This is a genomic window from Nostoc sp. DedQUE02 (assembly GCF_034531035.1).
GTDB lineage: Bacteria > Cyanobacteriota > Cyanobacteriia > Cyanobacteriales > Nostocaceae > Nostoc.
In genome coordinates, this window is the sequence record NZ_JAVRBY020000005.1 from 198,297 (window position 1) to 212,711 (window position 14,415).

At 41.1% G+C, this 14,415-nt stretch carries 13 protein-coding genes; 7 read left to right on the forward strand and 6 right to left on the reverse strand.

Annotated elements, in window-relative coordinates; translation table 11 throughout:
• Positions 1 to 18: 18 nt before the first annotated feature.
• Positions 19 to 921 carry a DUF3365 domain-containing protein gene (locus tag RMX98_RS07505; protein WP_322677333.1) on the reverse strand — a complete coding sequence of 301 codons (903 nt, stop codon included), beginning with the start codon at positions 919 to 921 and terminating at the stop codon, positions 19 to 21.
• Positions 922 to 1,363: 442 nt separating this feature from the next.
• Here RMX98_RS07505 and RMX98_RS07510 point away from each other — a divergent pair, with 442 nt between their 5' ends.
• On the forward strand, positions 1,364 to 1,885 hold the full coding sequence (locus RMX98_RS07510; protein WP_322677494.1) for a J domain-containing protein: 522 nt from the start codon (positions 1,364 to 1,366) through the stop codon (positions 1,883 to 1,885).
• Positions 1,886 to 1,923: 38 nt separating this feature from the next.
• Positions 1,924 to 2,196, forward strand: a complete 273-nt coding sequence (locus RMX98_RS07515) for a DUF3143 domain-containing protein (RefSeq protein WP_190917285.1) — start codon at positions 1,924 to 1,926, stop codon at positions 2,194 to 2,196.
• 338 nt (positions 2,197 to 2,534) lie between these two features.
• Here the strand turns inward: RMX98_RS07515 and RMX98_RS07520 are convergent, their stop codons facing one another.
• From RMX98_RS07520 to lysA, 3 genes are all read right to left on the reverse strand, one after another.
• On the reverse strand, positions 2,535 to 3,284 hold the full coding sequence (locus RMX98_RS07520; protein WP_322677334.1) for an isoprenyl transferase: 750 nt from the start codon (positions 3,282 to 3,284) through the stop codon (positions 2,535 to 2,537).
• Positions 3,281 to 4,204, reverse strand: coding sequence for a diadenylate cyclase CdaA (gene cdaA / locus RMX98_RS07525; RefSeq protein WP_322677335.1), 924 nt, complete (start codon positions 4,202 to 4,204; stop codon positions 3,281 to 3,283). The genes RMX98_RS07520 and cdaA overlap by 4 nt, the downstream gene beginning before the upstream one ends.
• Positions 4,205 to 4,291: 87 nt before the next feature.
• Positions 4,292 to 5,689: a diaminopimelate decarboxylase gene (lysA, locus tag RMX98_RS07530; RefSeq protein WP_322677336.1), complete on the reverse strand. Its 1,398-nt coding sequence runs from the start codon at positions 5,687 to 5,689 to the stop codon at positions 4,292 to 4,294.
• A 92-nt stretch (positions 5,690 to 5,781) separates the two neighbouring features.
• Here lysA and rimI point away from each other — a divergent pair, with 92 nt between their 5' ends.
• Both rimI and RMX98_RS07540 read left to right on the forward strand, forming a co-directional pair.
• On the forward strand, positions 5,782 to 6,333 hold the full coding sequence (rimI, locus tag RMX98_RS07535) for a ribosomal protein S18-alanine N-acetyltransferase (RefSeq protein ID WP_322677337.1): 552 nt from the start codon (positions 5,782 to 5,784) through the stop codon (positions 6,331 to 6,333).
• Positions 6,334 to 7,103: 770 nt separating this feature from the next.
• Complete coding sequence (locus RMX98_RS07540; protein ID WP_322648268.1) at positions 7,104 to 9,572, forward strand: ATP-dependent Clp protease ATP-binding subunit; 2,469 nt, start codon at positions 7,104 to 7,106, stop codon at positions 9,570 to 9,572.
• Between the two features lie 94 nt (positions 9,573 to 9,666).
• On the opposite strand, the gene RMX98_RS07545 is transcribed toward RMX98_RS07540, so the two are convergent.
• Entirely contained in the window at positions 9,667 to 11,055 is a 1,389-nt protein-coding gene (locus tag RMX98_RS07545) for an ATP-binding protein (RefSeq protein WP_322677338.1), read from the reverse strand.
• A 527-nt stretch (positions 11,056 to 11,582) separates the two neighbouring features.
• On the opposite strand from RMX98_RS07545, the gene RMX98_RS07550 reads away from it, so the two are divergent.
• The 3 genes from RMX98_RS07550 to RMX98_RS07560 all read left to right on the forward strand — a co-directional run bounded on the left by RMX98_RS07550 (position 11,583) and on the right by RMX98_RS07560 (position 12,632).
• Positions 11,583 to 11,921 carry a DUF6972 family protein gene (locus RMX98_RS07550; RefSeq protein ID WP_322677339.1) on the forward strand — a complete coding sequence of 113 codons (339 nt, stop codon included), beginning with the start codon at positions 11,583 to 11,585 and terminating at the stop codon, positions 11,919 to 11,921.
• A complete protein-coding gene (locus tag RMX98_RS07555) occupies positions 11,869 to 12,138 on the forward strand; it encodes a hypothetical protein (RefSeq protein ID WP_322677340.1) in 270 nt (89 codons plus the stop codon). Before RMX98_RS07550 ends, RMX98_RS07555 begins: the two co-directional genes overlap by 53 nt.
• A gap of 275 nt (positions 12,139 to 12,413) precedes the next feature.
• Positions 12,414 to 12,632 carry a cation transporting ATPase C-terminal domain-containing protein gene (locus RMX98_RS07560; RefSeq protein ID WP_322677341.1) on the forward strand — a complete coding sequence of 73 codons (219 nt, stop codon included), beginning with the start codon at positions 12,414 to 12,416 and terminating at the stop codon, positions 12,630 to 12,632.
• 547 nt (positions 12,633 to 13,179) lie between these two features.
• On the opposite strand, the gene RMX98_RS07565 is transcribed toward RMX98_RS07560, so the two are convergent.
• Positions 13,180 to 14,100 carry a DUF3365 domain-containing protein gene (locus tag RMX98_RS07565; protein ID WP_322677342.1) on the reverse strand — a complete coding sequence of 307 codons (921 nt, stop codon included), beginning with the start codon at positions 14,098 to 14,100 and terminating at the stop codon, positions 13,180 to 13,182.
• Positions 14,101 to 14,415 lie beyond the last annotated feature (315 nt).

Genomic DNA, 14,415 nt, shown 5'->3' on the forward strand with positions numbered 1-14,415 from the left:
ATATTTAGCGCAGCTTTATTAAGAATTGGGATGAGACCTAATTCTTTTCATTGCCATTTCTAAACTTAATTTCATTCGTCTAAAAGCTTTGATAAGATTCCCAATTTCATCATTAGAAGAAACCTGCTCAAAATCAATTTCTAAATGTCCTGTACTCACTTCTTCAGCAATACGAGTTATCCGCTTAAGAGGAAGAATAACTTGTCGATTCAAAAAGATATTGACCAAAAGGATTACCACTATAAAAATAGCAGAGACAAGTCCTACTATTAATAAAGAAGATTGATGAGCTTTTTCGATGATTTTACTTGCTGGTAGAGACACAAATTGAGCTGCTACAATTTCATTTAAGTGCCAACCAAATCCATTGACTGCTCCAAAAAGGTTAATCATAGTTTTTGGAGCAGTCTCAGGAGTACTATGACACTGAAGACAAGCTTGTTGTCTAATTGATAACGGACGGGAAATGTAAAATATGTCGCCACTAGGAAGTGAGCGAAATCCATTCACCTCTTTTAAATCTTTTTCTTTTCTAAAACGCTCTAAAATGTTTGCTTCAAAACTATCAGCTTTATCCCGAAGATTTGTAGGATTTGTTGCTGCTTCTTTATAGAAGAAGTCCTGATATTCTGGTTTTTTTCGTAGAATTTCAAAAACTTCTCGTGCTGAGTATGCGGATACAACTTGGGGCAGAAACTTCTCTTCTAGTTTCAAAGAGAGTTCTGGATAGATTTGGATAAGTGTGTACTCACGTATAGAAGTCATTGTATCAATGAGTGTTAAAGCTCTTGAGGCTATTTCATTTGTCGCATTCTGCCTCAGCAATGCAGAAAGAGCTAACCCACTTGAACTCATAGCTACTATAAGAATTACAAGTAGCAAAATTGTAAATTTTTGTCCCAATTTTAAGTTTTTTAACATACTCCTAGAGTAGGGGGAAATAAAAGTACAAGAGTTATGTCTTATCTATAAGGGCAGGTTGAGGTGGATTTTCATCGAGGAATGTAAATAACTACAAAATAACTTTGTAAAGTTCCAGATTCAGGTTCACATTTTTTTTAAAAAATAGATGCCTTGCGGGGAGACAAAATACCGTGAAAGGGGTCACTGTGCCGAAACGGAAAAATTGTACGTTAAGGAATTGGGTAAACCACGACCAGGCAGATTTGTTGCGCGGATTTCAAAAATCAAATATTAGTCCTATATTTCCACGTATCCTCAATATCTCGCGCTGCTTAAGTAGAAATCCGAAATCGACTCATAGAGAATCGCTGTTAGCCAAATTCCAATTCACAAAGGATTTAAAATATAAAAAATATCTTTGAGCAAAGTGACTCAAACAGATGTGAATCAAAACGGCGCAATGTCACAAAGCAGCGAACCAACTTATTACTCCCTGCTAGGACTGCATCCCTGGGCATCGGTAATTGACATTCGTCGTGCTTATCGGCAACTGAGCAAGCTTTATCATCCTGATACTACAGACTTGCCGACTGCGATCGCTACTCCCAAATTTCAGCAAATCAACGAAGCTTACGCGACCCTTAGCCATCCAGAACGCCGATTAAGCTACGATCTGAAAATTGGCTATTCCCGGTTTGGAGTGATTCAACCACCCCCTGATTTGAATCATCCCGTCTCGCGTCATGACTGGTCAAAATCAGCTTACCTCGATCCTAGCGATCGCCCCCTCTCATCTGGCGAAATTTTTGCTTTATTTATGCTGGTGTTAACATTTGTAGGTTGTCTGATCCTAGCAATTGCCATTGGCTTAACTCGTGGTGAGGCTGCGATCCATTCGCCTTTGCTACAGCCAACTCCATCTGTACAACAGCAAATTAAGCATGTATTGCAACTAATTACCCCTATAGTAATTAAAAACTAAAAAATTTCCTAATCCAAAATCTCAAATCCAAAATTCCTATGCCTCTTCTTCCCTCTGATACCCCGTTATATAATCATCCCCTGCCACAAATTGAACAGTGGTTAAAAGATCAAGGCTGTCAACAAGACGACACACAGAGGCATTGCTGGCACATACAGCGCCCTAGTTGGAAAGCTGAACTATGGCTCGATGTTGAGCAAATCGTAGTGCGATATGTTCAATCTGGGGAAAATGGGCAAGATATCCAACGTTCATTTAAGTATTCTCTCAGTCGAGATGATGTAGAACAAGCGGTGTTTTCTGGGCCATAAATGAAGTGCTGAGCCCAGTTAACCGCCCTAATACCTGCTAAGTTTACCGCGATCGCTATGACTGCTGAATGCGATCGCTAGCCTTGTCTTAACTCCCCATCAAGGACGTACCATTCTTCCAAAGCTCATACTCGCTAAGATCAATCCCCTCATTCCACACAATCCCATAACCCCCTAGCTCTACTTTAAAGTTCTAAAAAAAAGCAGGTTGTCGAACTGAACTGGTTGATTATACCAAAATGTGTAGTTTACCGCCGCAGGCATCGCTCATTGTTTGAGTGCGATCGCCAATCTTGTAGCTTCGCTAACGTATCCTATATACTTTGTAAAGTATTATTTTATACTTTTCCAAATCGCCGTTCGCGTTGTTGGTAGGCACATAAGGCGCGGTGAAACTCAGCCCGGTCAAAATCGGGCCAGAGAGCATCGGTAATGTAAATTTCTCCATAAGCCATTTGCCAGAGCAGGAAATTTGAGAGGCGCATTTCTCCACTGGTGCGGATTAATAAATCTGGGTCAGTAATTCCGGCTGTGTACAAGTGGCTTTCAAATACCTGTTCATCAATTTCATTGGGTTGTAGTAGACCTTGCTGGACTTGTTTTGCGATCGCCTGACAAGCTTGTAATATCTCTTGTCGTCCGCCATAATTAGTTGCTACTGAAAACCGGATACCACCATTATCCTTGGTTGCTTCCATTGAACGGGATATTTCTTGTTGAAGCGATCGCGGCAGGTCTTGCAAATTTCCCACAAACTTGATTTGAACATTCTCTTCGACCATTTCCCGCAGTTCTTGGCGCAAAACTCTTTGAAACAGAGTCATCAAAAAATCTACTTCTTCCTGCGGTCTTTTCCAGTTCTCCGTTGAAAAAGCATAAGCTGTTAGTGCCTGAATTCCCCAATCCTGACAACAGCGAAGTAAATCCTTGAGCGCATCTACTCCTCGCTTATGACCCATAATTCGGGGTAGACCCTGACGTTTAGCCCATCGACCATTGCCATCCATAATCACCGCAACGTGTTGCGGCAATAGTTCTCGTTTTAAGTCAGTAGGCAAATCTTGCAGTTTAGTTTGTTGTGCTGTCATTTTTTATCTCGAGAAGCGGTCGATGGTAATCTGAGTAAACGTGAAACCAGTGCTAGTGTCTTCCCACCTATCCGACGAACAAAACTCAACAGACCAGGAGCAACAGCTTCCCTATCCACGTTTGGGGACAAAAGAGCCTCTAATGACTCTTTCAGTTTCCGAATCGTCAGTGGTCTATTTAGGGTTCCCCGTTCCGCTAAGGAAATAGAACCCGTTTCTTCAGAGACAACAACACAAATGCAATTTTCGACCCGCTCAGTAATTCCCATTGCTGCCCGGTGGCGTGTTCCCAACTGGCGCGAGGCTGTGCGTCCCGAAAGTGGTAAAATTATACCCGATGACACGATCCGTGAACCACGAATCAATGTTGCCCCATCGTGTAACAAAGTTTTCGGCTGAAAAATTGTCTGGATCAGTTCTTTAGAAACTTCCGCATTTAGCTTTACTCCTGGCACAGAAAAATCTCGCTCATCAATTGGCCCTGTGGTTTCCACAATTAGTAAAGCTCCAATGCGGTTTTTTGACAATTCTTTAACAGCCTCAACAATTTCATCAATTACACTATCAGATTTAGGGATTGCCAGACGGTCGGGTTGAAACAGCTGGCGGAATTCGCCACGTCCCAATTGTTCTAAAAACCGTCGAAACTCTGACTGTAGAGCAACTGCCATCGCCACAGCACAACCAATCACTAACTTTTCTAATACAAAACTGAGCAGAGGTAGTCCTAATCTGCCACTTAGGGCTGAAGCTAGCATTAAGATAATGAATCCCCTCACCATCCACAGTGTCCGGCGCTCACTAATAATAACCAGTATCATGTACGTCAGCGCCAGCACTAACACAATATCCAGAGTCCCAAGCAGCAAGGACTGTGACCATCCCAGGTTTGTCAGCCATTGCTTCCACCAATCTCTCATGACATCTGGATTACACTTTTGCCTCTAATTACAGTTAGTCATTAGTCATTAGTCATTAGTTACTAGCTAATGACCAAAGACAAATGACTATTTCTTTAGTCTTTGTGGTAGGCGATCTTGTCGAATTAAATCTTGATAAGTTTCACGTTGCAAAATTAAATTTGCTTCGCCATTAGCGACTACGACTGCTGCCGGTCGGGGCAAGCGGTTGTAGTTAGATGCCATACTGTAATTGTACGCACCAGTTCCCATAACTACGAGAATATCCCCTGGTTCAGTCTTTGGGAGGAGAGCATTTTTAATCAGAATATCTCCTGATTCACAATGTTTACCAGCAATTGTGACTGTTTGGGTTAAAGGTGAAGACATTTTATTAGCAACTACTGCCCGATAAACTGATTGGTAAGTAATCGGGCGGGGATTATCAGACATTCCTCCATCGATCGCTACATAGGTACGAATTTCTGGGATAACTTTGGATGAACCAATAGTATAGGCAGTGACGCAAGCCGTGGCAATTAGCGATCGCCCTGGTTCACTCAGTAATTTCGGCAAAGGCAGATTTTCGGCTGCACAAGCTGCTTGAATTACTTCACAAATCGCCTTCACCCACTCTTCAATACTAGGGGGATCGTCTGATTCTATATATTTAATCCCTAAACCGCCACCAACATTTAACTCTGTAATATTTAAACCATACTTCCCGGCATCCCGGAGCCACTGAACCATAACAGCCGCCAAATCTTGATGCGGTTGGCGCTCAAAAATTTGGGAACCAATATGAGCGTGTACTCCTACGCAATTAAGGGCAGGTTGTTGACTGACAAAGGTAAAAACTTCATCTAAATCATTGGGATCAAAGCCAAATTTACTATCTAAGTGTCCCGTGCGAATATATTCGTGGGTGTGACACTCGATACCGGGAGTAAGCCGTAGCATGATGCGGATTGATTGACCAGGTTGGGCAATTTCCACAAGGGTATGCAACTCATACCAGTTATCCGCCACAACGGTAACACCAGACTCGATCGCTAAAATTAATTCTTCACGAGATTTATTATTTCCGTGAAGGTAGATTTTTTCGGGACTAACACCAGCTTGCAAGGCGGTGTAAAGTTCGCCCCCAGAAACGACATCGATTCCTAAACCTTCGGAGGCGGCGATCGCGCAAACTGCTAAACAATTCCAAGCTTTTGAGGCATACAATACTTGAGATTCACCCTTGTAGTATTGCTTAAAAGCATCTCGATATTGCTGACAAGCCGAACGCAGGGTTTCTTCATCTAAAATATATAAAGGTGAACCAAAGTGCTCAACTAGGGTCGTGACATCACACCCACCAATTTCCAAGAGGTCATGATGATGAACTCTGGCAGTCAAGGGTAAAAGTTCTTGATTAGGTGATGGATTTGTGTTGGTGTCCCAACTTTGAGGTAAATATTGACTTCCAGAATGTTGAACCCCTGTGGGGTGAGTCGATACCATAACTATAAAAGTTTTCCTTGTTCAAATTACGGGCTTTGAGTTTGTCTCCCGATTCCCAGTGTACAAAGGGTTTGTAACGTTATTCAATAAATGTGATCGCATTAGACTTAGAAATTAAATTACTGACACTAGAAAATCTCAGTGCTATTCTGGAACTCGATCAAGCTTGTTTTGGCGGACTTTGGACTCTGGAGGGCTACAAGCGAGAATTGGATAGTCCCAATAGCGATATACTCGGTTTATTTTCCCCCTCTTCCAGCACAAGTTTGCTAGGAATGGGTTGTTTTTGGTCAATTTTAGATGAAGCCCACATTACAATTTTGGCGGTTCATCCTCAATATCACCGTCAAGGTTTGGGTGCGGCTTTATTATATTCACTCATTAAGACAGCTTGCGATCGCAAAATGGAGCGAGCTACCCTCGAAGTCCGAGCTTCCAACTTAGCGGCAATATCTTTATATCAAAAATTTGGCTTTAAAACAGCTGGACGGCGGCGGCGTTACTACCAAGATAACGATGAAGATGCTTTAATCCTTTGGCTTCCAGATTTACAACACCGCAAATTTAAAGCAACTTTAGACCAATGGTATTCCATTGTCAGCGATCGCCTCGAAAAATCCTCTTGGCACTTGCTTTTTAAGTAAGTACATAGGCGAGAAAATTTATAACTATGTCTAAAAATGAATTTAGAGACGTTGCAATGCAACGTCTCTACAAGGGTTTAAGGTAACGCATAATTAATTTCTGGAGATGTCTATTCAATCCGGTTCGGATAAGCATTTTTCATTTTCCTTGTGGTCTGGGGAAAGGGTAAGGGGTAAAGGGTAAAGGATGTATTCAAAACCTTTCCCCTTTTCCCTTTCCCCTTTAACCGAATCGTATTGGATGTCTATTGCGAAAACAGCAAAGCAAAGTCAAGCAATCACACGAATTTTGAAATTTTTACATTTTGTTATATAGTTAGGTTTATTTGCGCCTATCTATTTAGTTAGGTTGAGTTGGGTATGAGTAATTTTGAATTATTGGGGCTTGCGATCGGCTTCAGCAAAAAAATGTAACTTTGCCGCGCCTATTTGTATTCAAATGTTTTATAAAAAATATAAAAGATATAACAAAATTTTATATTAATTATTTTTACTTGATATTAAAAAATATATATGTTAAATATAAATGTTTGGGATTGAGTGAAGAAACTCTCAATGTAAAGTGAACTGTTTGTAATAAATCCCAAAAAGGCTGGTGAACTAAAGCTCCTCAGTACACTAGCCAGATAAGAGTAGTCAATAGTTAACAATTAGCCCATCAACTCAAGTCATAGCTTCAGGATGTCTATAATCTGTTATACAGGCATCCAAAAGCTTTGCCTGTGCTAAAATCAGCATACCGGCACGACCGCAGATGATGGGATAAAGCCATGTTTGAGCGCTTCACAGAAAAAGCCATTAAGGTAATCATGCTGGCCCAAGAAGAGGCCCGCCGTTTAGGTCACAACTTTGTCGGAACCGAGCAGATCCTCCTGGGTCTGATTGGCGAAGGCACTGGAGTGGCTGCTAAGGTGCTGAAATCAATGGGCGTCAATCTCAAAGATGCCCGAATTGAAGTTGAAAAAATTATAGGACGGGGATCGGGCTTTGTTGCCGTGGAAATTCCGTTTACGCCACGGGCGAAGCGAGTTTTAGAACTTTCCTTGGAAGAAGCACGCCAACTGGGGCATAACTACATTGGCACCGAGCATCTGCTGTTGGGCCTAATCCGCGAAGGGGAAGGCGTCGCAGCCAGGGTGCTAGAAAACCTCGGTGTGGATCTATCTAAGGTAAGAACCCAAGTCATCCGCATGTTGGGAGAAACTGCCGAAGTTTCACCAGGCGGTTCATCCGGGCGCACAAAAACCCCGACTCTGGATGAATTTGGCTCAAACCTGACTCAGATGGCAATAGATAATAAGCTCGATCCAGTGGTGGGACGGGCTAAAGAAATTGAGCGGGTGATCCAGATATTGGGTCGCCGAACAAAAAATAACCCAGTACTGATTGGGGAACCAGGGGTTGGTAAAACTGCGATCGCTGAAGGTTTAGCTTCACGCATTGCCACCAAAGATGTCCCTGACATCCTCGAAGATAAGCGCGTCGTCACCTTGGATATTGGTTTGCTCGTAGCAGGAACCAAATACCGGGGTGAATTTGAAGAACGCTTGAAAAAAATCATGGATGAAATCCGCTCGGCGGGTAATGTCATTCTCGTGATTGATGAGGTACACACCTTAATTGGTGCGGGTGCAGCAGAAGGTGCGATTGACGCAGCAAATATCCTCAAGCCAGCTTTGGCTAGAGGTGAGTTGCAGTGCATCGGTGCTACCACCTTGGATGAATACCGGAAGCACATCGAGCGAGATGCAGCGCTAGAGCGACGTTTCCAGCCAGTAATGGTTGGCGAACCTACAGTTGATGAAACAATTGAAATTTTATATGGTCTGCGCGAGCGCTACGAGCAACACCATAAACTGAAAATCTCCGACGAAGCATTAGTAGCGGCGGCGAAATTATCAGACCGTTACATTAGCGATCGCTACCTCCCAGATAAAGCCATCGACTTAGTTGATGAAGCTGGTTCTAGAGTGCGCTTGATTAACTCCCAACTGCCACCCGCAGCCAAAGAGTTAGACAAAGAACTGCGTCAGATATTAAAAGAAAAAGATGACGCGGTGCGCTCTCAAGACTTTGACAAAGCTGGAGAATTGCGTGATCGCGAAATGGAAATCAAAGCCGAAATCCGGGCGATCGCTCAAAGCAAGACCAATGCAACTGGCACAGAACATGAAGAACCTGTAGTTACAGAAGAAGACATTGCTCACATTGTCGCTTCTTGGACAGGTGTACCGGTGAACAAACTCACCGAATCTGAATCTGAAAAGCTGTTGCACATGGAAGATACCTTGCATCAGCGTTTAATCGGTCAAGATGAAGCTGTGAAAGCAGTTTCACGGGCAATTCGTCGCGCTCGTGTCGGTTTGAAGAATCCCAATCGACCCATAGCTAGCTTTGTCTTCTCTGGGCCTACTGGTGTAGGTAAAACCGAGTTGGCGAAATCCTTAGCAGCTTACTTCTTCGGTTCCGAAGAAGCGATGATCCGCTTAGATATGTCCGAATACATGGAGCGTCACACCGTCAGCAAGCTGATTGGTTCGCCTCCAGGTTATGTTGGTTATAACGAAGGTGGTCAGCTAACCGAAGCCGTGCGGCGGCGACCTTACACCGTGGTGTTGTTCGACGAAATCGAAAAAGCACACCCCGATGTATTCAACATGCTGTTGCAAATTTTGGAAGACGGACGGTTAACTGATGCCAAAGGTCGCACGGTGGACTTCAAGAACACCTTGCTGATTTTAACTTCCAATATTGGTTCTAAGGTAATTGAAAAAGGCGGTAGCGGTATCGGCTTTGAATTCTCTGAAGATGCCAGCGAGTCAACTTATAACCGGATTCGCTCCTTGGTGAACGAAGAATTGAAGCAATACTTCCGTCCAGAATTCCTCAACCGACTCGATGAAATTATCGTCTTCCGTCAGTTGAGCAAGCCCGAAGTGACCCAAATCGCCGAAATTATGCTCAAGGAAGTATTTGGTCGTCTAACTGAAAAGGGTATCACCTTAGAAGTCAGCGATCGCTTCAAGGATCGATTGATTCAAGAAGGTTACAGTCCCAGCTACGGCGCAAGGCCATTACGTCGCGCAATTATGCGCCTGTTAGAAGATAGCCTAGCAGAAGAAATTCTGTCTGGCCGCATTAAAGATGGCGATACAGCTTTAGTTGATGTGGATGAAAATGGCGTTGTCCAAGTTAGTTCTCAACAGCGCCGGGAATTGTTACCCCAAGGTGTTGAGTAAGATTTAGAGTTTGGGATTTAAATCTCAAATAGAAAATTAGAAAACGGTAGAGTATTTATTGCTCTACCGTTTTTTGTGTTATTTGATAATTTGCTTATCGAACTTTACGCCAAGCCGAAGTAACAGTTTTAGTTCCTGGTACTAGTTCAATCAGACCCTGCTCTCTAAGTCTATTAAAAGCCGCTTTGATAGTACTTTCAGAATCTACACTGGCGATTTGTCGTGCAATTTTGTTAGTTACATTTTCATGATCATTTAAGTATTCCATAATTGTTGATTCAATGGAAGCAAGGGGTTCATGTCGAATGTAGACAATTACTGAGTTTTCTTGTTCAAGAATAACAGGAACCTTAAGTCTTAAACGAGTCATCGCATCAAAAGCTGTGTTTAAACCCTCACCCACGTCTTTATTGGGTGCTTCAGGAAATCTGTTAATAAGGCGTACTATTACACCATTCCTTGCAAACTGTTCTTTCAAAATGTTATCTATTGTGATATGTCCGGGTAATCTACCGGGACTTTCAACTTCTACACGATTATCAAAGATGCGAATTTGCACGTCTTTTAAAATGCTATAGTCCCTATGAAGCACTGCATTAGTAATAATTTCATGTAAAACCTCATCAGGATATTCAATATGTTGTAACCTTCCTGCTTCCAATTTTGGGATTTCTTCAACTATATTCTTTGTCTTCTTTACTGCCTCAATAATTTGCTCATACAAGCAGCCTTCAATGGTTATCGGATCAAAAGCCAAATTCTCCCTCCGACCTTCTTCATCAGCAGTCTTGTATCTATAGACTTTAACTCCGCATCTTTTCGGTAGTAAAGCTTGTGGTTCCTCAGAGAAAAGAAGAACACCAGCAACAGTTGGCTTTCCATTAATAATCAATTGTTGTTTTTTTAACCACTGTTCTGGCTCTGCTGACGGTATCACACGAAGCATAAAATCAAGAATAGGAAGAGAGTTTGTAATAACTTCCATATCAGCCTTGACTGTAGATGTCTCGAAAGAATCTATACCCTTGTCAAGCTTGAGGCGTGCAAGTTTTTCTTCTGTATCCTGTGGGAGATTTTGTGCTCCAAGTCGCAAATATGGAATAGGCTTGTCTAAAGCTTTAACGATTTCTCGGGTTTTGTTAATGTCTACTTGAAGAACTAGCCCAAAACAACCATCACAGGACAAGAAGGTATAGCTATAGTACTGACCTAGTGGGAATAGTTCCTGAAAAACCTGCAAATGAGCATTTGCATCTTCTTGATCAGCAAAGCCACGCCAAGTACGTTGATTTTTCTTATCAATTTCAGTTTCATCAATTCCAATATAAACTTCACCACCACTAGCATTTGCAAATGCAGATAGAGAGCGAGTTAGTTTTGCTGGCTTTATGTCTATTGATTTCAAGTCTAAAAAGTGGCTTTCCTCAGATGAAAGAATTTGACTAACCTGCTCATAATTAATCTTTTCAACTTTAATTGACATAAGAATTTTTCGGTTACGACTTTAGTCTTAAGCAAGAGTTATAGTACTTGACTATGAGTGTAGTTACTCAGCTGTCGTGTTAGTCTAATACCACAATCAATATTTATGTCAGTTTTATCACATGCTCCTATGCATGTCTTTATCTTCAATCAATCAACCGATTCTGAATCAGATCTGAAGTGCTTTTAAAATGGGATAATATAAAGAATTATTAGGAGGAATCAATCATCATGACTGTGATAGTTGCTAAGTGGACGATTGACGAATATCACCGCATGATTGAGGCTGGCATTTTGAGCGATCGCCTTTTATAAGTAATTTCAGGTAGTATTCACCACTATAATCAGTAAGTAAATCAAGTAAAGTGGATATGAAGCCTACAAACGAACAACGGTAGAGTATTTATTGCTCTACCGTTTTTTGTGTGAAAATATCTGAGTTTGTGATCGTTATATTTTGATCATAATTATGGAATCTAACTATTTTCAGTCTAAATCCTGGAAATACAAAAAACTTAACCCTTAATCATGAGTGGAATTAATCGTCAAATTACCCTTGACGTTAGACAAGTTGCCAAGCACATAGCAGGTACACCTGAAAGTCAAAGGCTTCTCAAACGAGGACTTGCGGCTCATGTATTTAACGATGAACCTACAATGAATAGAGTTACTCAAGCCATAATAGAAAATGGGCAGTTCACCAGAATGATTCGAGGATATGACCGTTATGGGATGTTTTTTAATGAACCTATAGGTTATAGAATCAGTCCAGATGGTAGCCGTATTCTACTTTACTATGGGGAGATAAAAATCAATGCAGACGACCAATACCACGTCATCCCCCGCACAAGACCAAGTGAAGAATAACTGGGAATTTACAGAAGTATGGATAGATCCCATGTTATCCCCTCCATATATTCTTTTATTGCTTTGCAACAGTGAAGATAACTGTCAAATTTATGATCCGGCGCAGGGTTATAAAATTGTATTTTCTAGTAATGACTATAATGCAGCCAAGTTATGGTTACTAGAAGATGAGTATGAACCAATTGAAGGAAGGCTTTTCGCTACGGAATTAGCTTAAGTTACTAGAGAGAATATCACCGCATGATTGACGCAGGCATTTTGAGCGATCGCCTTTCGCAGTGATTTCAGCTATTATTCACCTATATAATGAGTAGGTAAATCAAGTTAAGTGGATATGAAGCCCACAAATGAACAAACTCAGGGACTCTACAGGCTTTGTTATCGACTTACTAATATGAGCTTTCTGTGTTCTTCAGCGTGTTCGTAATGTTACAGTTATGGAATCTGTTCAATGCTCAATGCTTGGGGTTAAAGTAGTCTGCCTTCAAAGGTTTGTCTAAGAATAAAGGATTTGTAGCAATCGCTATCACCATTTTTTTAGGACAGATATTAATTATTCAGTTTGGTGGTAGCGTTTTTAAAACAGTACCTTTGTCCTTGGTGGACTGGATAAGTGTGATTGTTGCAACATTTACAGTGCTTTGGATTGGTGAGCTATGGCGTTTCCTAATGCGGTTGAAATTGAAAAACTATCTGCGAAAATCCTATTAGCTACTGCAAATTTTGGCGATGCTTGGTAAAGCGATGTCAAAAATAGCATAAATAATTTCAATCATAAGGGTTTGAGTAAAATTTATAACTTGGGATTAAATCTCAAATATAAAATTACAAAACGGTAGAGTATCTTAGATACTCTACCGTTTTAGTTAATTGAAGAACCAGAACAAACCCATCAAAATTGGCGACAAAGATTGAGGTATAATCAAGCATTATAATTTTGCCAGGATTTCAGGCGATCGCAACATTGACAAATTGATACTATCTAAGAGTAATTTTCTAACCTAGAAAATCCCAGAATTGCTCCTACTCAACAACATCAATTGTCATGTTATCAGTGCTTCGCAAGCGAACATCTACTAGTGTTAGGTCAACTTAAATTTGATTCCAAATCGAATGAAATAGCCGCAAGAAATTATTGGAGTTGCTAGATATTGTTGGATGTATCATTATTACGTTAGCGAGTTCGTGTACCCTTACAGGTAAGCAAGCTACGCGCAGCGTGTCGCAGATAGACGCTGCGCGAACTTAGAGAACGTCATTAAAAATTATTTGAATCTCCTGTACCTCCCTGAGTACGTTTGATTCTTTTCATTGCCATTTCTAAACTTAACTGCATCCGTTTAAAGGCTTTAGCTAAATTACCAATTTCATCGTTAGACATCTGCTCAAATTCAACTTCCATATGTCCTGTGCTGACTTCTTCAGCAATGCGAGTCATACGTTTGAGAGGTCTCACAACTTGTCGATTCAAGAACAAGTTCACTAACAGGATAGTCGCTATAAATATAGCTGAGACGATCAAAATAATTATTAAGGAAGAGTGATTAGCCTTGCTGATGACACTACTTGCAGGTACTGATACGATCTGAGCGCCAACAATTTCATTAAGCTTCCACCCAAATCCATTAGCTGCACCATAAAGAGAAATCATACTTTGAGGTGCTGCTTCAGGTACACTATGACACTTCAGACAGCTTTCTTCAGAAACTGCTAAGGGACGGGCAATATAAAAGGTATCCCCACCAGGAATTGAGCGAAATCCACTAACTTCTTTAAGGTCTGATTTATTTCTGAACCTTTCTACAATTTCCGTCTCAAAAGCGTCAGCCTTATCCCGAAGATTTGTAGGATTGAGTGTTGCTTCTTTGTAAAAGAAATCACGGTAGTCTGTTGTTTTCCGTAAAATTTCAAATACCTCTCGTGCTGAATATCCAGGCACAGTTTGTGGCAAAAATTCCGTCGCCAATTTATCAACTAGCTGTGGATTCACTTGAGTACTGGTGTATTTACGAACAGAACTCATTGTTTGGATGAGCATGAGACCAGTTGAGCTAATATCTTGTTTTGCATTCTCCCTGAGTAAAGAAGAAAGAGCAAATCCACTCAAGCTCAAACCAAATGTCAAAATTACCAGTAGCAGAATTGTAAACTTTTGTTTCAGATTTAGATTCTTTAGCATAATTTTAGATTACCTACAAGTCAAATTATTATGAGCAAATATAGCTAAAGTTATCGTTTAATCTAACATGAGGAATCAACTCTTATATTTTTCATATTTTGGTGTCAAATAATAGTTTAGCTAAAACTATTAGGGTATATCTCAATACGCTTGAGTTCAGAAAAATTGCTTTGTTGGGTTAAGCAAAATGCAACCCAACAAAGTCCTGGAAATGTTGGGTTTCGTTCCTCAAAGCCACTTACTTCTCCCAGAAGGAGACGCTGCGCCAAGCTAAATCCCGGAAGGGAAGTCGGAAAACTGCAAGGGCGCAGTGGC

Excerpts from the sequence above, each read along its gene's own strand:
- RMX98_RS07510 (WP_322677494.1), top strand. The coding sequence starts at position 1,364 with ATGTCACAAAGCAGCGAACCAACTTATTACTCCCTGCTAGGACTGCAT.
- cdaA (WP_322677335.1), bottom strand. The coding sequence starts at position 4,204 with ATGAGAGATTGGTGGAAGCAATGGCTGACAAACCTGGGATGGTCACAG.
- RMX98_RS07515 (WP_190917285.1), top strand. The coding sequence starts at position 1,924 with ATGCCTCTTCTTCCCTCTGATACCCCGTTATATAATCATCCCCTGCCA.
- RMX98_RS07545 (WP_322677338.1), bottom strand. The coding sequence starts at position 11,055 with ATGTCAATTAAAGTTGAAAAGATTAATTATGAGCAGGTTAGTCAAATT.
- RMX98_RS07505 (WP_322677333.1), bottom strand. The coding sequence starts at position 921 with ATGTTAAAAAACTTAAAATTGGGACAAAAATTTACAATTTTGCTACTT.
- RMX98_RS07550 (WP_322677339.1), top strand. The coding sequence starts at position 11,583 with ATGAGTGGAATTAATCGTCAAATTACCCTTGACGTTAGACAAGTTGCC.
- RMX98_RS07540 (WP_322648268.1), top strand. The coding sequence starts at position 7,104 with ATGTTTGAGCGCTTCACAGAAAAAGCCATTAAGGTAATCATGCTGGCC.
- lysA (WP_322677336.1), bottom strand. The coding sequence starts at position 5,689 with ATGGTATCGACTCACCCCACAGGGGTTCAACATTCTGGAAGTCAATAT.
- RMX98_RS07555 (WP_322677340.1), top strand. The coding sequence starts at position 11,869 with ATGCAGACGACCAATACCACGTCATCCCCCGCACAAGACCAAGTGAAG.
- RMX98_RS07520 (WP_322677334.1), bottom strand. The coding sequence starts at position 3,284 with ATGACAGCACAACAAACTAAACTGCAAGATTTGCCTACTGACTTAAAA.
- RMX98_RS07565 (WP_322677342.1), bottom strand. The coding sequence starts at position 14,100 with ATGCTAAAGAATCTAAATCTGAAACAAAAGTTTACAATTCTGCTACTG.